The organism is Telmatobacter sp. DSM 110680 (genome assembly GCF_039994875.1).
Taxonomy (GTDB): Bacteria; Acidobacteriota; Terriglobia; order Terriglobales; family Acidobacteriaceae; genus Telmatobacter.
Window position 1 is genome coordinate 898,464 of sequence record NZ_CP121196.1, and the last position, 17,823, is coordinate 916,286.

At 57.2% G+C, this 17,823-nt stretch carries 17 protein-coding genes; 7 read left to right on the forward strand and 10 right to left on the reverse strand.

Annotated elements, in window-relative coordinates; genetic code table 11:
• Nucleotides 1-149 precede the first annotated feature (149 nt).
• From P8935_RS03560 to lepB, 4 genes are all read left to right on the forward strand, one after another.
• Nucleotides 150-2,744: an alpha-glucuronidase family glycosyl hydrolase gene (locus P8935_RS03560; protein ID WP_348263641.1), complete on the forward strand. Its 2,595-nt coding sequence runs from the start codon at nt 150-152 to the stop codon at nt 2,742-2,744.
• 52 nt (nt 2,745-2,796) lie between these two features.
• The gene (locus P8935_RS03565; protein WP_348263642.1) at nt 2,797-4,113 is read left to right on the forward strand and encodes a trehalase family glycosidase; all 1,317 of its coding nucleotides are present in this window, start codon (nt 2,797-2,799) and stop codon (nt 4,111-4,113) included.
• A gap of 205 nt (nt 4,114-4,318) precedes the next feature.
• Nucleotides 4,319-5,635 carry a Xaa-Pro peptidase family protein gene (locus tag P8935_RS03570; protein ID WP_348263643.1) on the forward strand — a complete coding sequence of 439 codons (1,317 nt, stop codon included), beginning with the start codon at nt 4,319-4,321 and terminating at the stop codon, nt 5,633-5,635.
• A 159-nt stretch (nt 5,636-5,794) separates the two neighbouring features.
• A complete protein-coding gene (gene lepB, locus P8935_RS03575) occupies nt 5,795-6,628 on the forward strand; it encodes a signal peptidase I (RefSeq protein WP_348263644.1) in 834 nt (277 codons plus the stop codon).
• A 429-nt stretch (nt 6,629-7,057) separates the two neighbouring features.
• On the opposite strand, the gene P8935_RS03580 is transcribed toward lepB, so the two are convergent.
• From P8935_RS03580 to P8935_RS03590, 3 genes are all read right to left on the reverse strand, one after another.
• A complete protein-coding gene (locus P8935_RS03580) occupies nt 7,058-7,627 on the reverse strand; it encodes a GNAT family N-acetyltransferase (RefSeq protein ID WP_348263645.1) in 570 nt (189 codons plus the stop codon).
• Nucleotides 7,628-7,653: 26 nt separating this feature from the next.
• Nucleotides 7,654-8,019 (reverse strand): rhodanese-like domain-containing protein, encoded by a 366-nt coding sequence (locus tag P8935_RS03585; protein ID WP_348263646.1) that lies wholly within the window; start codon nt 8,017-8,019, stop codon nt 7,654-7,656.
• A gap of 119 nt (nt 8,020-8,138) precedes the next feature.
• Complete coding sequence (locus P8935_RS03590; protein ID WP_348263647.1) at nt 8,139-10,316, reverse strand: molybdopterin-dependent oxidoreductase; 2,178 nt, start codon at nt 10,314-10,316, stop codon at nt 8,139-8,141.
• A gap of 139 nt (nt 10,317-10,455) precedes the next feature.
• Here P8935_RS03590 and P8935_RS03595 point away from each other — a divergent pair, with 139 nt between their 5' ends.
• The gene (locus tag P8935_RS03595; protein WP_348263648.1) at nt 10,456-10,920 is read left to right on the forward strand and encodes a nuclear transport factor 2 family protein; all 465 of its coding nucleotides are present in this window, start codon (nt 10,456-10,458) and stop codon (nt 10,918-10,920) included.
• Between the two features lie 39 nt (nt 10,921-10,959).
• Here the strand turns inward: P8935_RS03595 and P8935_RS03600 are convergent, their stop codons facing one another.
• A complete protein-coding gene (locus P8935_RS03600) occupies nt 10,960-11,286 on the reverse strand; it encodes a hypothetical protein (protein ID WP_348263649.1) in 327 nt (108 codons plus the stop codon).
• 841 nt (nt 11,287-12,127) lie between these two features.
• Complete coding sequence (locus P8935_RS03605) at nt 12,128-12,628, reverse strand: response regulator (RefSeq protein ID WP_348263650.1); 501 nt, start codon at nt 12,626-12,628, stop codon at nt 12,128-12,130.
• A 121-nt stretch (nt 12,629-12,749) separates the two neighbouring features.
• On the opposite strand from P8935_RS03605, the gene P8935_RS03610 reads away from it, so the two are divergent.
• Nucleotides 12,750-13,055 carry a hypothetical protein gene (locus P8935_RS03610; protein ID WP_348263651.1) on the forward strand — a complete coding sequence of 102 codons (306 nt, stop codon included), beginning with the start codon at nt 12,750-12,752 and terminating at the stop codon, nt 13,053-13,055.
• Between the two features lie 69 nt (nt 13,056-13,124).
• Entirely contained in the window at nt 13,125-13,463 is a 339-nt protein-coding gene (locus P8935_RS03615) for a histidine triad nucleotide-binding protein (RefSeq protein WP_348263652.1), read from the forward strand.
• Nucleotides 13,464-13,548: 85 nt separating this feature from the next.
• On the opposite strand, the gene P8935_RS03620 is transcribed toward P8935_RS03615, so the two are convergent.
• The 5 genes from P8935_RS03620 to P8935_RS03640 all read right to left on the reverse strand — a co-directional run bounded on the left by P8935_RS03620 (nt 13,549) and on the right by P8935_RS03640 (nt 17,808).
• Entirely contained in the window at nt 13,549-14,475 is a 927-nt protein-coding gene (locus P8935_RS03620) for a response regulator (protein WP_348263653.1), read from the reverse strand.
• Between the two features lie 1,037 nt (nt 14,476-15,512).
• Nucleotides 15,513-16,388, reverse strand: a complete 876-nt coding sequence (gene mutM / locus P8935_RS03625) for a bifunctional DNA-formamidopyrimidine glycosylase/DNA-(apurinic or apyrimidinic site) lyase (protein WP_348263654.1) — start codon at nt 16,386-16,388, stop codon at nt 15,513-15,515.
• Nucleotides 16,389-16,440: 52 nt separating this feature from the next.
• Nucleotides 16,441-17,016, reverse strand: coding sequence for a nuclear transport factor 2 family protein (locus P8935_RS03630; protein ID WP_348263655.1), 576 nt, complete (start codon nt 17,014-17,016; stop codon nt 16,441-16,443).
• Between the two features lie 89 nt (nt 17,017-17,105).
• Entirely contained in the window at nt 17,106-17,471 is a 366-nt protein-coding gene (locus tag P8935_RS03635) for a hypothetical protein (RefSeq protein WP_348263656.1), read from the reverse strand.
• Between the two features lie 49 nt (nt 17,472-17,520).
• On the reverse strand, nt 17,521-17,808 hold the full coding sequence (locus P8935_RS03640) for a putative quinol monooxygenase (protein WP_348263657.1): 288 nt from the start codon (nt 17,806-17,808) through the stop codon (nt 17,521-17,523).
• Nucleotides 17,809-17,823 lie beyond the last annotated feature (15 nt).

Sequence of the window (17,823 nt, forward strand, 5' to 3'; positions counted from 1 at the left end):
ATGCCTAGAAAACTAGGCGTGTCAACAGTTGTGATACGAAGCCTGGGAGCCCGCGGTTCCCAGGTATTCGGCGACTAGGCAGATTCATGCTTTGGCGTGCGCCCGATCCAATCTTCAACTGCACTAGCCGGGGATGATAGAACGGTTGCATGCGGAACAGCCCGCCTAATCCACATTCAACTCAGAATCGGGTGCCCCCGGTCTCGCTTCTGAGACCGGGGATACGAAGTCTGCTCAGCAAGGGTCTTGTCTTCGTAGCAGTTCTTCAATGTGGATTCACCATCTCAGCCCAAACCGCCTCTCAGGCGTGGCTCAAATATCATCCCCTCTCCAAGCCACTCACTGTTCCCATGCGCGTCAGCCCTCTTGGTCAAAGCCTCCTCGAGCAAACCGCCGCCATCGAACTTCGTCGTGGCCTGCTCTCGCTCTCTGGCGGCACACCCCTCGAGAGCGGCCCCAACATGATCGAGCTAGGAACAGTGCAAGAGCTGCGCAAGCAGGACCCCAAACAAGCTTTGCCGTCTCTTGAGCAGGACGAATTCCTCATCTCGGCTCATCGTGGCGACCTAATCCGCGAAATCGACATCATCGGCGGCAGCGATCGCGCCATCCTCTACGGCGCCTTCGCCCTGCTGCGCAACCTGGCGCAAGGCAACGACATGAGCAAAGTCAATCTCCGCGAACGCCCCGCCATGTCCATCCGCTGGGTCGATGAGTGGGACAACGCCGACGGCTCCATCGAGCGCGGCTATGCCGGCCGCAGCATCTTCTTCGACGATGGCCATGTCCGCGAAGACCTTGCCCCGGTTGGCGAATACGCACGATTGCTTGCGTCGATAGGGATCGACGGCTGCAACCTGAATAATGTAAACAACGCCGCCGTCTTTCTAACGCCGCAAATGCTCGAAGGCATCGCAAGAATCGCCGAGACGATGCGACCTTATGGAGTACGCGTCAGCCTTTCGGTCGACATTGCCAGCCCCCAGAAAATCGGCGGCCTCAACACCTTCGATCCTCTCGATCCCGCAGTGAAAAGCTGGTGGACCACCAAGATCAACGAAATCTACTCGCTCATCCCCGATTTTGCCGGCTTCACCGTCAAGGCCGACAGCGAAGGCCAGCCAGGGCCCGCCAGCTTTGGCCGCACACCCGCCGACGCCGCCAACACCCTCGCCGCCGCCCTCGCCCCGCACAACGGTGTCGTTCTCTACCGCGCTTTCGTCTACAACCACCACGCCGACTGGCGCGACCCGAAGGCCGACCGCGCCCGAGCCGCTTATGACATCTTTCATCCTCTCGACGGCAAGTTCGCTTCCAACGTCATCATCCAGACCAAAGAAGGCCCCATCGACTTCCAGGTTCGCGAACCCGTCTCCCCGCTATTCGGCGGCCTGACCCAAACCAGCCAGGCCATGGAACTCCAGATCACGCAGGAGTACACCGGCCAGCAGCGCCACCTCGTCTATCTCGCGCCTATGTGGAAGCAGGTCCTTGACTTCGACATGCGCGCAGGCGGTGCCTCAACGCCCGTTAAGCAAATCATCTCTGGCAAATCTTTCAATCGAAAGCTGGGTGGCATGGTCGGCGTCTCCGGCATAGGCCAGCAGGCATGGCTCAGCTCGCCTCTCGCTCTCGCCAACCTCTACGCCTTCGGCCGCCTCGCTTGGAATCCCGACCTCACTTCCGAGCAGATCGCCGATGAGTGGACCCGCCAGACCATCAGTAATGATCCCGCCGCCGTCCGTACGGTGACAAAAATGCTGATGCAATCCTGGCCCGCGTATGAAAACTACACCGGTCCTCTCGGACTCCAGACCCTCACTGACATCACCGGCAGCCATTACGGCCCGAACATCGAGTCCAGCGAAAACAACGGTTGGGGTCAGTGGCACCGCGCCGATCACGACGGCGTAGGGATGGACCGCAGCGTCGCCACGGGTACCGGCTTCGTTGGCCAATACTCACCCGAAGTCGCGAAGCTCTACGAATCCGCTACCACCACCCCCGACGACTTGCTCCTCTTCTTCCACCATGTCCCCTACACCTGGAAACTCCACGACCGCAAAACCGTTATCCAATACCTTTACGACTCCCACTACGACGGTGCCGCGCAAGCAGCGCAGTTCGTCGATGAATGGACCTCGCTGAAAGCCCGCATCGATCCCGAACTCTACAACGACATGCTCCCAAGGCTTCAGTACCAGGCGGGACACGCAATCGTCTGGCGCGACGCCATCACGCAATACTTCCTCAAACTCAGCGGCATCCCCGACGCACAGGGCCGCGCCGGACACTATCCCAATCGCCTCGAAGCCGAAGACGCACACCTCACCGGCTACAAAGTAATCGATGTAAATCCATGGGAAGATGCCTCCGGTGGCCGGGCTGTGAACTGCGACCAAAACGCGAAACAGCCGTCCTGCTCCGCCGAATGGACATACAACGCGAAGGCCGGCCGCTTCAACATCGCTGTTCAATACTTCGACCTGCAAGGCGGCACCGCCAGATTCGTACTCACCATCAACGGCCAACCACCCAGCCCCGACGCATCATGGTCTGCGGATGGCATGTTCCCGACAACCCGCCCTCACGCCGACAACTCCACGCGCCACATCGTTCACAACGTCGCACTCAAACCCGGCGATATTGTGCGTGTTGAAGGAACTCCCGATCGCCAGGATCCCGCCGCCCTCGACTACATCGAAATCCTCCCCGCAACTTCAGAGAATAGCGGGCACTCCTGAGTAAAATTGCGCATACACTGACGCGCCTCATCGCACGCGCTATCATTCCTGCGTGCAAATCCACCGCAGCATCATCCGCACGAATCTCGCGCTCATCTTTATCCTGCTAATCTCAATCTCGGCTTCTCGTGCGCAATCCCCTCCCGGCCAGCCCGATCCCGCCGCCCTCCTCCGCGATCTAACCGCCGACTTCGATCGCCTCGCTCCACAAACCATCCGTCCCACCGACGGATACATCAAGTATCCCTACCTCATCCCCGCCGGATACTACAACCAGATGTGGGACTGGGACGGCTTCTTCATCGGACTCCACTGGGCCAACCAGGATCCTGCCAACGCCAAGTATCTTCGCGACTGGGTGCTCGGATTTGCCGGCTCCGCAGATGAAGAGGGCTACGTTGCCGGCTGCATCACGCCCAAAGGCCCGCGCCCGCTCTTCGGCAAATTTGCGATGAAGCCGTTCCTTGCGCAGGGCGCCGTCATCGCCGCCCAAAACCTGCATGACTACGAATGGGTCCGTCCTGTGTGGCCCGCAATGAAGCGCGTCCTCGACTACCGTCGCCGCACGCAATACGACGAAAAGTGGAAGCTCTGGTTCTGGGACAACGCGATGCAGTCCGGCGCCGACAACAACGCCGCCCTCACCAACGACGAAAACGATCGCAGCGCCATCCTCGCCGTCGACGCTTCTGTCTACGCGATGCGCGAATATCTGGCGATGGCGTCACTTGCCGGGCATCTTGGTGACGCTGCAGATGCGAAGGCTTATCAAGCCGAGGCGCTCAATACTCGGCACGAAATCCTGCGCCAGCTCTGGTCCCCGCGCGATGGCATGTTCTGGAACCGTCGCCGCGACCGGGGCTCCTTCGTCCGCGTCATTGCCTGGTCGAACTTCCTTCCACTCGTGGATGGACTCCTTCCGCGCGAAGAAGGCCGCCGCATGGTCTCTGCCTATCTGCTCAACTCGACCCAGATGCGTTCCGAACATGGCTTCCGCAGCCTCTCGCGCTTTGACTCTGCCTATAACAACCAGGCCATCATCAACCCCTATTCCAACTGGCGGGGTCCTATATGGATCAATGCCAATTTTCTGGACTGGATCGCCCTCCGCCGCTACGGATTCAATGACGAAGCGCGCTGGCTTGCCGTCACTCTCGCTGCCGATATCCATCGCGACATCGCCAAGTGGGGTTCGATGCATGAAGACTATGACGCCGAAACCGGCGACGGCCTCGCTCCCACGGTCGAGCAGTCGCCAGGCAAGAAATTCGCAGGCTTCGTCGGTTGGAACCTGCTGTCCGAAGACATGCTTCAATGCGAAGTTACGCAGCAACACTGCATGTCTCTGGCAATCACTGCAACGCAATAAAGAAGCACAACCGAATGGCTGCGCTTTTCGACCTATCAATATAACTCAGGTGCAGGGTGCCCCATCCATTCGACGCTTTCTGTCGAATGGATGGGAAAGCACGAACCCAATCCACCCATGTCCAACTTAGAGACTCATAGCTGAAAGCTGACATCTACCATTACTCTAGATAGACCGCGTCTCATGTTTCCCGGAGGCCATTCCCTTGCCCCGCTTTCCCACGCTTACTCGTCGCAATTTTTTCGGTGCCGCAACCGCCGCTGTCGCTGCCACCGCACTTCCAACGCAAGCTGGGCAAGCACCGCCATCCTCCCCGCCCGCCATCGCGGCGTTGCCCAATCTCGCCGGCCAGGCGCGACCCTTCACCAACGCCGAGCGCATGGCCCGCATCGAGCGCGCACGCCAGCTCATGACCTCCGCGAAGATCGACGCCATCGTGCTTGCCAACTCCACCAGCTCCACCGTCTACTTCGCCGACTTGCACCTCTATGGCGGAGAGAGACTCTGGGCACTCGTCTTGCCCGCGCGCTCCAACCCGTTCCTTGTTTGTCCCGCGTTTGAAGAAGGCCGCGCGCATGAGCTCCTCTCCAGCGGACCGCTTGCCGGCAACGTCGATGTCCTCACCTGGCAGGAAGACGAAAGCCCCTACGTCGCCCTCGCCAAAGGTCTCAAAGATCGAGGACTCACGTCCGCCACCATCGGTCTCGATGAACACATGGCCTTCGTCTTCTCTGACGGAATTCGTGCCGCCAACGCGCATGTCAACGTCGTCTCAGCCACGCCGATTACAGCTGGCTGCCGCATGATCAAAGACGCGCACGAGATCGAATGCATGCGTCTCGCTTGCCACGCCACGCTGCTCGTCTACCGTGCAGTTGCGCAGTCTCTTCAGGTCGGAATGACGACGACGGATGTTCGCATGCTCATTGCTGCCGCCTACCATCGCGTAGGCTTCGAAGGCGAAGCCAGCCTCAATGTTGACGAATTCACGGCGGTGCCGCATGGTTCAGCCAAGCCGCAAACTCTGCGCCAGGGCTCCATCCTCATGCTCGATGACGGCTGCTCCGTCGAGGGCTACCAGTCCGATATCACCCGCACTTTCGTTCTCGGCAAACCGACTGACAAGATGAAGTCCGTCTTCGATCTCGTCCAACGCGCCCAATCCGCAGCGCTCAAAACCGCGCGTCCCGGCGTTCCGGCGGCCGATGTTGATGCAGCCGCGCGCAAAGTCATCGTCGATGGCGGCTACGGACCCGGCTTCAAATACTTCACCCACCGCGTCGGCCATGGCATCGGCATGGACGGCCACGAGTGGCCTTATCTCGTCCGCAACGATATGTACGGCTGGGATCTCGCTCCAAAGCTCGAAGCAAATATGACCTTCAGCGACGAACCCGGCATATACATTCCCGGCGAATTCGGCATCCGCCTCGAAGACGATATGCTCATCACCCATGACGGCGCGGAACTCCTCACCCCGCAATGCCCATCGCTGGAAGATCCTTTCGCTAACGTGCAGTAGACTTTCCAAGCCATACAAGACGTCGATCAGCACGATGTCGGTGCCCCATGCGTTCGGAAAAGCCTACGCGACACAGATGTTTGATAGACTCCGGTCAAGACGCAAACTCGACTGCAATGGAATGCCCTTGGGCTCGCGAGCCTTCCTGAGGAGCCTTGGATGAGCCCAACAACGAAGATTTCTTCCGGTTCGACAAATCGCACAGCTTCCGCCAATATCAATCGGGAAGAAACCCCTTTCGAGGCGCTGGCCAGTATCTGCTCAGTTCTGGTGGTGGGCCTGTTCATTCTGACGTTCTTAGCCCAGAACTACCTCATTCCATCCGGTTCGATGGAGAACACGTTACTCGTAGGCGATCACCTGGTCGTCGACCAGATCACGCTCATGGCGCCCACTTCGTGGATGCCGCTAGTAAGGTATCGCGAGCCGAGGCGCGGCGATATCGTGGTGTTCCATAAGCCCGTTTATCAACCCGGTATTGATGCGCCAAACGCCGATGGCACGCCGCGATACACTCCCCTTGTGAAGAGATTGATTGGAGTGCCCGGCGATCATATTCACCTGCGCAACGGCATCGTGTTTGTGAATGGAGTCGCACAGCCGGTGGGATTTGCGCAGCCGACCACGGCAGATAACTTCAACGAGTTTCTCGACGATTTCCCCGCAGTACCTCCAGCCGGGGCGCCCGGGGCAACTGAGTCGTGGGCCGTGAACTTCCCGAGTTATATCCAGGACGGCGATCTGGTGGTACCGCCAGGCATGTATTTCATGATGGGCGACAACCGGCATAACAGCCTGGACTCGCGCTTTTGGGGCTTCGTGCCACGCGCGAACATACTTGGCCGTCCCTTGTTCAATTATTGGTCGTTCGAGGCCCCAGACGGTCGACTTGAACAAACAGGATTCGGTCACATGCTCGCGTGGATGGGCCACGTTGTGGTGAATTTCTTCCCGGATACCCGCTGGAAGCGCACTTTCCACGTTGTTCATTAACCCAATTCCATCCCGATTCGAGATTGATGCGTTCCGATGTCAGTGCACGGCTTTAGGTGAGCCGCAAACGTTCGTGGGTTGTGGTGCGCTTTACTCCTGCGAAACGTAGTTCTCGCCGGGGGCTACGTTTTCACCGTTGTCAAGCCAGTCCCGCCTCAAATTCTCTTCAAGCCGCTCATTCCATTGGGCGAATTCCGCGGGGGTATTTGCAGGGTATTAGCCCCTGTGAGTGCATAATCCCACCATGTCTGAGAGATGTGCCAACTTACACTTATCGACCGGATCAAATCTCGCAGGTGGCCCTAAGTCCAATCGCAGCAATAATCTGTAGCTAAGCCTAATCGCTGGAATAATTTAGAGCAAACTCCTGTCCCCAAAGCCATGAAAATCAGCAATTTAGCTCCAGAGATAGGGATATAGGGGTACCCGTCATGAAGTGGTATGAGCCTTGACCATCCTCACCACCGGCAGCGCCTCGCCGTTCTTCAGAGGTACCGCAATCCGCTCGGTCTCCACGTAGCCTTTCAGCCGGTAGAGCGGCACGCCGGTCAGTGTCGAACCCATCTCGAACTGGGTAAACCCGGCAGCCCGGGCAGCATCCTCAACGGTAGCCAGAATCAATGAGCCCAATCCTCTCCGCGCAAAATCCGGATGCACGAAGATCGCCCGTACCTTCGCCGCATCCGTCGCTGGATCGAGCAACTCCGGCTCGCGTCCGGGCCCTTGGTCTGCGCCAAACAGCGTCTTCCGCTTCGACCATCCGCCGCACCCGGCCAGGCGATTCGGTGCTTTCGGTTTTTCTACGGCCTCTTCAGCAACAATGTACGTCCGGTCGCGGATCAGCTGCGTGTCCAGCCCCAGCACCGTTCCCAGCGCACCCTCGATCTGTGCCGGCGTGTAGTCGTCAGCCTGCAATCCACGCACCGACGCCTCAATCAGCGCATGTAGCGCAGGAATGTCCTCCTCCGTTGCGACACGCAATCGAAACGCAGCTTTCATTTTTCTATTTTGCTGGATTTTTGCTTCTACTGGTTGGTAACGATCTTGCGGGCTCGTTCGTAGGATCCCAGGTTGTACGCATTCTTGAATCCCATATCCATGAGCTTTTTCTTGGCTAAGTTACTGCGCACCCCGGTGGAGCAGTGCAACAAAAGCACTTTATTCCGATCCCGGATGACCGAGAGCGCCATCATCTCAACCTTATCCAATGGAATGTTGTGAGCCTGCATGATGTGTCCAGACTCAAACTCGTCCAAGCTCCGCACGTCGATCACCATCGCTCCGTTCCTGAGGAATTCCGAAGCTTCCTTCGACGAGATCTGGCCCGAACGCTTCATCGATATGTAGCCGATGGCCAGAACGAGGACGACACCAAATGGTACCCATGACATAGTTCCAGTTTACCGCCTTTTATCAGACATTTTGCGAGGGTTCCGCCGGGGACACCTCAACCACGTACGCGGGCCGGAAGAGTTTGGTTTTTCGAACAGGATTGGAATGCGGGGAAATCTCAGGCCTTCGCCACTTCCACCAATACTGAATAGAACGTAGCTCCTGCTCCAATGTCCGTCAAGCGCTCGCTGGTGAGTGCATTCAAGGTGGCTCCGCCGTCATTGAACTTGGCCCAGTCCATCCGCCCTGCAACCACACCCTCCGGAACGCTGCCATCGACCAGCGCCGTCAGTACAATCTCGCCGCGATCGTTCCATACCCGCACATTGTCGCCGTCCGCGATCTCCCGTGCCTTCGCATCGGTAGGGTGCATCTCCAGCCGCTGGCTCGTGCGCGCCTCCATCTTCCGGTGCCCATCAAGATTGGCGAACGTCGAGTTCATGTAGTTGTCCGCTTTCCGGCCCAGGAATTCCAGCGGGAAACGCTTAGCGCCTTCACTCCATCGCGATTCGGCAGGAGGCAGAAACCCAGGAAGAGCATCCTTTCCTTTTCGCGCCAGCGTCTCCGAGTAGAATTCGATCTTCCCAGAAGGAGTTGCCAGCTTTCCTGACGCAAACGGCAAGAACGGCGATCCTTTGGGATCACGATGGAATGCCAGCGGAATGTGTCCCTGTTCCCGCAGATCCTCCAGGCTGATGTGCTCCATCCCCGCATTCTTGGAACGTCCGTCGAGGCCCACTGCCAAGGCCTGCCGAATTAGCTGTTCCTCAGTATCGCGGAAGCAGGTTTCGGTGAAATCCATATACTGCGCCATTTGCCCGAACAGCCACACATTCGACCGCGCCTCACCTGGAGGCTCGATGGCCTGCTGCGACAGCTGCACAAAGTAGTGTCCGTAAGCGCCCTGGATGTCGGTATGTTCGAGGAACGTCGTTGCAGGCAGCACATAATCCGCGTAGTCGGTCGTGTCGTTGAAGAAGAGATCGTGCACCACAGTAAACAGATCGGGCCGCGCCATTCCCTTCAGCACCGCGTTCTGATTCGGAGCCACCGCGCCCGGATTCGAGTTGTACACAAACAGCGCTTGTACAGCAGGCCCATCTTCAACGTTTGCATCTCGTCCCTGGCCAAGTTCCGTCAGTGCCTGGCCGAGCTGAGACATGTTTACTGTCCGCGCCGGGCGTCCGAGCGGTGAGTCCAGAGCCAAGTCCATCCGTTCCAGTTCCCGCTTGTTCCACGCGAACGCGCCTGAAGTCGACAGCGAGCCGCCTCCTCCGCGATATTTCCATGCCCCTGTCAGCGCGGGCAGCATCGCAATTGCTCGCACGGCTGTTCCGCCATTCTCACTGCGCTGCACTCCATAGTTCATGCGCAAAGCCGCCGGTCGCGTGGTTGTGTACTCGCGCGCCAGTTGTTCAATCTCACCGGCCTTCATTCCGGTCCATGCCGCCACGCGCTCCGGTGTGTATTCGCGCACACGCTCCGCGAGCGGTTCAAACCCGTGGGTCATCTCGGCAATGTAAGCGCGATCTTCAAGTCCTTCGCGCAAGATGACGTGCATCATCCCCAGCGCCAGCGCCGCGTCTGTGCCGGGCCGAATCGCAATATGCCAATCCGCCAGAGCCGCCGTGCGCGTTTTGTAGGGGTCGATCACGATCAGCCGTGCTCCGTTTCGACGCGCCTGCTCGACCATCGGCCATAGATGAACGTTGTTGCCGTGGATATTCGCGCCCCAAGCCACAATCAGCTTCGCCAGCTTGTAGTCTTCGGTCGGCGTTCCGAGCTTCTTCCCATACACCAGGTTCCACGCCACTCCGCCAGCTTCGGAGCAAATTGTGCGGTCAAGCTGGCTCCCACCCAGACGGTGGAAGAAGCGCCGATCCATCGATCCGAACCCCAGCACGCCGATGGTGCCCGCATAACTGTAGGGCAGGATTGACTCCGGCCCAAACTCGTCGCTAATTTGCTGCAGCTTGCCGGCAATGGAACTGAGCGCTTCATCCCAGCTGACACGCTCGAAGGCTTCGTGTTCCTCGCCTCGCTTTAATGGCCCCTTGGCAACACCGGCCTTTCTTTTGAGCGGATAGAGGATCCGCTGCGGAGAGTAAACGCGGTCGAGATATTTCGCAACCTTGCCGCATAGAAACCCTTGCGTCACTGGCTGCGAAGGATCACCCTGCACCTTTACAGCGTTCCCGTTTGCGTCAACGGTGACGAGCACAGCGCAACTGTCCGGGCAATCGTGAGAGCACACCGTGTGCACAACGCGAAATGGGGAAGTCTCAGCAGCAGCCATAGTCAAATTGTAGGACAAATCGCATGCCGTCACGATTCGTGGTTCAATCGATCATCGCCAACGTTGAAAGCTAAAGAATTAGCTGGAGGAGGATTGCGTTGTAATCTTTCCAAGTACACTCCAATCCGGAGGACCGCTCGTGAAAAGACTTCTCCTGGCAGCACTTCTCTGTCTCTGTCCCATCGCATGTTCAGTTGCGCAAACCGCCTCGGCCGCTGCTGACGAAACCGAGATTCGCGCCGCCATCAAAGCGCAGACGGAAGCCTGGAACCATGCGGACATCCCCGCGTTCATGCAGGCTTACGAGGATTCGCCCGACACCACTTTCATTGGAGCGACGCTCGGGAAGGGCTACCAGCCGATCCGCGAGCGCTACTTGCGCAACTACACAACGCCCGAGCAGATGGGCAAACTCACTTTTAACGACCTTGATATCCGTTTGCTCCCGTCAGGCTGCGGAAAATCAGAGATCGCTCTCGTTACCGGCAGGTTCCACCTGGACCGCACTGCCCACGGTGAAGCCAAGAAGGATGACGGTATTTTCTCCCTCGTCTGGCGCAAGGGTCCGCACGGCTGGAAGATTATCCTCGACCACACCAGCTAGAAAGCGCCTCATCCTCGACGAGCCGCGTGCATGTAGCCCTCAGCGGGAAGTTACATTGCGAGTCACATGCCTATAGATCGGCCCGATCTGCCATCCCTGGGTATTGAACATGCGACGCGATAGGCACTTGTGGCACGTCTGGTGCGAATCAAACCCTTGGACGCGTTCTTCATGATTCGCGCGGGGCCAGCTCCAGGCGTGCGAGGGGCAACGCAGAGCCAGCCAGAAGCGATCCAGCCCCTCCACGAGGTATTGGTTGCCGCCATGGAAGCGGTTGCTGCGGGCTTTCAGTCTTTGCGCACCACTTTTGCGCAGAATCTTCTGACTGATCTTGGTGTAGATGGGAAGGAGTTGTGCTGTTGCCACGATGAACCCTCAAAGCGCTGAATGCAGGCGCAATGCGCACGTCCAGCGCTGAAATTCCGACTCCGCACGTTCAAACATCAACGTTGTAAGGGTCGTATCTTTTGCAACAGCGCTGAGCGGTTCGGGTACTGCGCCCATTTTATGCGCAATGGCGATGCCGGCCAAGTCCTGCGTTCCGCGTGGGGAATCTTGATTTGCACCTCGGACATCGGACCATGGATTTCAAGTCTCAGCCGTCAGGCAGCGCAATCCAAATAAGCTCGAGATTTCGCGATCTTTCGAGGCGCTTTTCGTCGCGTGGCCGGTTACGCACAAAGCCCGCCTTTTAGGGCGGGCTGTGTGTTTTGAAGTGCATACAACACTTGCTCAAATGCCCATGCACTCTAACCTGAAGCTAAGAGCCACATGCATGTGCGTCAATCCACAGTCGGAGTACAAATGGAGTCACTTTAGTACATCCGGCTTGGTTACGACGCGCCAAGGTATTCGCGCACACTTGCAATGTTGCTACAGCCTTATGAACACTTTTCCGCACCTCTTGATTAGCGTTTCCTCCCGCGCAACAACTTGGACCATGAGGATCTTTCCCCGCCGTCTTCCGGCTCAGCCTTCCGGGGCATTTTGTTCTTTTCCACTTCCGCAATTGTGCGGCGCATCGATTCTTTTAGCTCGTTGACGGATGGCGCATTCTGATCAAGATCTTGCCTCCGCTCCACTAGATGAAGAGTCGTGCGTAAAATCTCCGCCAAAACATTAGGCGAGTCCGAATTCATCATGTGCTCCCTTGGAAAATTGCACCTCCCGCATGGCCCCTCGTTGATGCATCAGGCGAGTTCGGGGCCTATTGCGGTGCATTGCGCAGTGCTGTCAGGACCTCCTCAGGATGCAGAGGGCGCTGAAGAAGTTCGAAGTCCAATCCGTGGATCATATGTCTCATCGCCGCCGATACAGGATGCGCCGTGAACAGAATTACCCTGCATTCCGGATGCAACTCTCGGATTCGTTTGGCAGCCTCAATACCATCTACCCGGCTCATGCGGATGTCACTTAATACAATGTCGGGCTGAAGCCTCTCTACCAGTTCAATAGCCTCTTCTCCGCTGTATAGGGCCACGGGCTGAAACCCGTTCAGCCTCAAAATTTGCGCCAGTGTGTCAGCAAGAATCCTGTCATCGTCAATTACCAATACCGTACGTCTATCTAATTCCGCTGTCATGGATCCTCCTGCTTCGGTCCGAAAAACATCCACAACGCAGCCAAAACATTTTGATGCAATCCGGGAGAGGAGGAAGCCCTCGCTCAGCAATATTGCCGATGTAATTTCACTCGTGAAATCAGCCACATACAGGCCGCTCTAAACAGCAGGATGAACAACCTCAACCGGCTCAGTGGCATCTCTCGAAGGGTGCGATCGAGTATGGAGGATGGATCGCCGGAAGTCACTACTTTTGTTGAGGCGTACAGTGAGTTCCAATATTTCCTGCATTGTTGTCAAATCTGATCATCATTCGAAGAAGATACCCTGCACCGGAGAGATCGTTGGCGTGATGGCAGAGAACGACTTGTTCGTCGTCATGGACGTGGACCACACTCGCCGAGTAGCCCAGTTGATGGAAAGAAGCGGCAAGCACCGGCTGTTTAACGTATCCTTCGCTCGTCTGCGCATCTTCAATCACACCTTAACCCAGGCCATCCACCGCATCCTCGAGTTTTCGGAACATTCGAAGGAACGGGAGCACAGCTCCGAATACGAAGAGCAAACCGCTTAGGGCGGTCTCAGCTCGACGAGATCCATCGGGATCTGACAATGGAGTACTGCGGACGATAGACTTTCAGTCATGAGCTGCCTATTTTGCCAGATCATTGATGGAAGCATTCCATCCAAACCTATCTATCAGGATGACGAGTGCTATGCTTTCGCCGACATCAATCCGCAGGCTCCTGTCCATATACTCATTGTTCCTCGTAAACACGTAGCGTCCATCGCCCATGCTGGGAAAGAGCACAATTCATTGGTCGGCCATCTGCACTGGGTTGCGGCCGAGATTGCCCGCTCCAAAGGACTGGTGGAAGGCTATCGAACCGTCATTAATACAGGGGAGCATGGTGGGCAGACTGTCGAACATATTCATGTCCACCTGTTAGGTGGCCGCCATCTCGCGTGGCCTCCGGGCTAATCTTGTCACCGGTGCCACCGTCGTCGCTCAAAAATCGAAGGCGCCCAATGTCGGGCGCCTTCGGCACTGCCACCTTGACCAGTTTTTACATCGGTTGGGGCATGTTATCTTCTTCTTCTTCCATGCCATATCTGCGCAGGAGGTTTGGGAGACTCTGCGAGAATGCCGAACGTGGCATGACGGTATCGCAGCCCGATTCAATCGCCTTCATCTTCAGGTCGCCCTGTAGGTGATTCAAAAACCCGATCACCGATGTCGCCTTCTTGAACTTCGTTTTGAACTTTGGAATGAGTGTCATCGGTTTGGCGTTCAGGTTGTTCAGATCGAACACCACAAGTGTCGGCGCCTCGGGAGAATCGATGATGCGAGCGACGGTTTCCTTCTCGCCCTTCACAAACTCCACCTTCACGCCTAGTTTTCGCGCTGTTTCCTGGATCTTCGCCTGGAAGAAGAGGTCGTCGATGAAGCAGAAGATGCGAGTCGGCGCGTCAGCTTTGACTGGAACCGTCGGCGATCCAACGTTTACGTCGTTGTAGTACCCGCCGTGATGTCCATTGGCCTGAGTAGGAATTGTCGAGGGAGGACCATCAGCCACGTTGCCGTTTACGATGCGATAGCTGTGATCCATCGGTCCGACGAAAGTGCGCGGTCCTCGCTGTCTTTCCTTGCGACGCCCATTGCCGTTGTTGTGCTGAGGGGCGATGCTGTTGCCGGGACCGGGCTGCGGTGCGCCACTCTTCTGCTGAAAGAACTTCTTCTTCTTTCGATGACGGCCAGAACCATCCTTGGGTGGACCACCCTGCGGTCGTGGCTGCTGCGGCTGCGGAGCCTGCATCTGCGGCGGAGACGGTTGCTGCTGGTTCGGCTGCAACTGGCCCTGCGGCTGCCCGACTTGCTGGCTGGTCTTGTTTTTGCGACGACGCCTGCGGCGCCGATGTCCTTGCGACTGTCCCTGGCCATTGGCCTGGGCCGACCCCAGCTCGGGCTGGGGCACCGTCGGTTCTGTTGTCATGCGTGCACTTCCTGGCACATTGCTGTGGATTGCATTAGTCTCTTGCTTCAGCCATTTCCATCACTGAGGGTGCTGAATCTCTTTTTGGTGCCGCTCGCCCCCATGCGGCGGAAAAGTCCGCAGCGAGCAGCTTTCTGCTTGTCGACGCCTCGCATTTTGTCGGGGGAACTGTACTCTTGAACGCAATCTACCTCGACATTTGCGTGTCTATAACGCGCTAACAGGGGTAAACCTTTCTTGCCCAGTGCATCGCGGCATTTTCTTCTGCTCCCTCGACGATTGCTCGCCGACAGGATCCCCGCCGAAAATACTCGCTAATCCTTCGATGCAGCTCCGGGGCCAAACATCTATCGAAACGCTCAAGCCTTTTGCCCGACATAACCTGAACAACACTCTCGGTTGTCTGGATCGGTACGATTCGCCAGCGTTTCCTGGGGTGATGCCTGTCCTATAGGATTCTTCGATGCTTGCCGCCTGATATGCCGGTTCTGCGTGCGAAGTTTCTTTTGTCAGCGGCGAGCCGGCTCTACCTGGTTCAGGTGGTCGCTTCAGCCGCTTGATAGGCAAGTTCGATACTACATACTACCGTGCCACTGTGCAAGTGGCGTCCACTAACCTCAGCACAAGCGTAACCATAATCGGAATCTTCCTGCCTCGCGACTGAGCTCAAGAAGCACTCTGACGCACGAAACGCCACTCTAAGAGTGGCGTTTCGTGTCCCTGCGCTGGTCACTGGCCTCCCAGCAAATTATGGGCGATGGTTATATCCACCGCGCCTTCCACAGGCTCTCCCGGCCGGTCTACCGCTTCTTTGGCGGCTGCTCTTGCCGAGCGTCTGCTGTTTTTGCGGGCTCGCCGGAAACTTCCCCAGCAGCCGGTACATCACTGGCACCCTGTAGTTAGCAATCAGCGTGCCGTTTAGACCAGCTTTTAGATTCAATCATTTACGCTACAGCGTCACACGCAACCGTTTGGATTCTAATAAAGCGGGGTGCATCCACTTCAAAAAACAGTAGATTCTTGATGCTCCTCGCGTCTTACTTCTGACAGTGGGGGCAATAGTGCGTGCTTCGTCCGGCGACCACGATGCGCTTGATCGACTCTCCACATATCCGGCAGGGCTCGCCAGTCCGTTGATACACGCAATGCTCCAATTGGAAGAATCCCCGCACACCTTCAGCGTCCACATAGTCGGACACTGAAGACCCACCTAACCGAATTGCATGCTCGAGAACTTCGCGCAGCGCTCCCCTTAGCTTCTCGAGTTCCAGGCGCGTTAATTTCCCAGCCCGGCGCCGAGGACGAATCCCGGCCCGGAACAGGCTTTCGTCCGCATAGATATTCCCCACTCCCGCCATCAGCGTCTGATTCAGCAGCGCGGCCTTGATGGCCAGCTTGCGGCCACGAAACAAGTTCGCAAACTCCTCCGCCCCGATCGACAAGGGCTCGAGACCTTTGGCGATGAATCTGTTTTCGGCATCCCCTGCTGCGTTGCCCAGATCGTAAAAATCGAGTCTTCCGAAGCGCCGCGGATCCACAAAACGGAGCTCGCGGCCGCTCTCAAGCGTCAACCGCGCATGGGTGTGTTTCGCGATGGCTGCTCCTGGGGTCGTCACAAGCAGCCGTCCCGTCATGCCCAGGTGGACAATCCACTGTGCGTGAATCTCGCCAGGCTCCGCGAGAGCGGATGCGGCGGCCTTCCCTTTCTTCCGATCTCCAAGCTCCATCACGATGTGTTTTCCGGTGCGATGGACTGATATGATCCGTCGCCCTCGTAATCCATCCGCCTGCCTGAACGCCGGGGTCTTGAATGGTTCGCGATGCGAGCCAAACCAAACTTCCTCGACTCTGTCGCCGCGCACTCGCGCATCCACGCCACGCGCAACGGTCTCAACCTCTGGCAATTCTGGCATCGGCTTATTTTAGGGGATTTCGCGGAAATGATTGCATGCCTGGAGGGAAATTCTATTCCGATCTACGATGGTCGCTGAACTGCCTGATCTTGCTCGCTTCAAAGCTCACGATCCGCCACGACCCGCGCGCGTCTCTGACGTAGACGCGCGTATACCGGTAACTGCCGGATATGTCCCCGTCCGGTCCGGTTCCCGCGACTTCAGCACGCGAGGTCACCAGCGCCGTGGTTCCGTACATGCGAATCTTGCGGTCGCTCAGATCAATCGCCTTGAAGTGTACGGATCCGGCTCGAAGGCTGGCGAGCGCCTGCTCTTTGGATTGCAGGATTCCCGTGGGTGTGATGGCCATATAGTCGTCTGCCAGCAGCGCATCCATTGCAGGGATATTTCCCTTCAGAATCGCGCTTCGCCACGCATCTTCGAGATTCTCAATCTGGTGGCGCGTCTCATGCTTTTCTGCCCGACCCATTGCGGCCACCGAAGCGGCTGTGCCCACCATCATCAGGACGGCAACACCCATCGCAAGATAGCGGCTCGAACATCCACGCAACGTTGACTTCGCGATTCCCATCGGCGTAACGGATAGTAGTCCCGATTTGTCGTGTGGGTCAATCCGCTGTGCGGTCATTTATGGGTAGCAAACATCCTTATGGTCATTAGATGATGTGACCAAAGATACGTCATTTGATATCTGTTGATCCCGCAAAAAACGCTGTTCTACGTCCGCCCGAGGAACTGCACGGTGGGCAATTTGCTCAACTGCTCCAGAACGGTTCGATATAGCAGGCCAACCGTCCAAGGGTGTTCTTCGCGTGTTGAAGGCGCGAACAGCGATTGGATGACAGGATGTTCATCTGCATCTTTGCACTGAATCGATTCGATGTTCTGAATGTGATTGTGAATTTCTGGTGAGAGGCGAATTTCATAATGTCGTTCGATCGCACTCAGAACATTCACGCCCGTCTTGTCATTCAATTTGAGATCACGTAGAAGTTGAGTGTCGGGATCGATGCGTTGGTTAAGCTTCAACCGAGCCGAAACCCGAACCACTTCTGCCAATTCTTCGAAGGAAGGAAACTTCATTGCACCACACCTGCCGATCGCAAACTCGGAGCGATCTTATCTCGCCGTTCTAGGCGAGGGCGGCCAGATCTTCGCGGTTTCGCTCCAGCATCTTCTGATACAGGCCGGCGACAGCGTACTTCTTGAAATGCGCCGACTGACGGTGCGCCTCTTCAGCTTTCTGGTCCTTGTACTGTTCGTAGATCAGGACGGTGCATGTGTCGCCCTGCACCCAGTGCGGAATGTAGCTTACACATCCGGGCTCCTGCCGGGACGCGGCGGTGAGTGCTTCAAGAATCTCGGCAATCTCCGCCCGATCTTCCTGGGCAAACCTCATCCGGACAGTAAAGCTGATCATCGGAAACACTTCCTC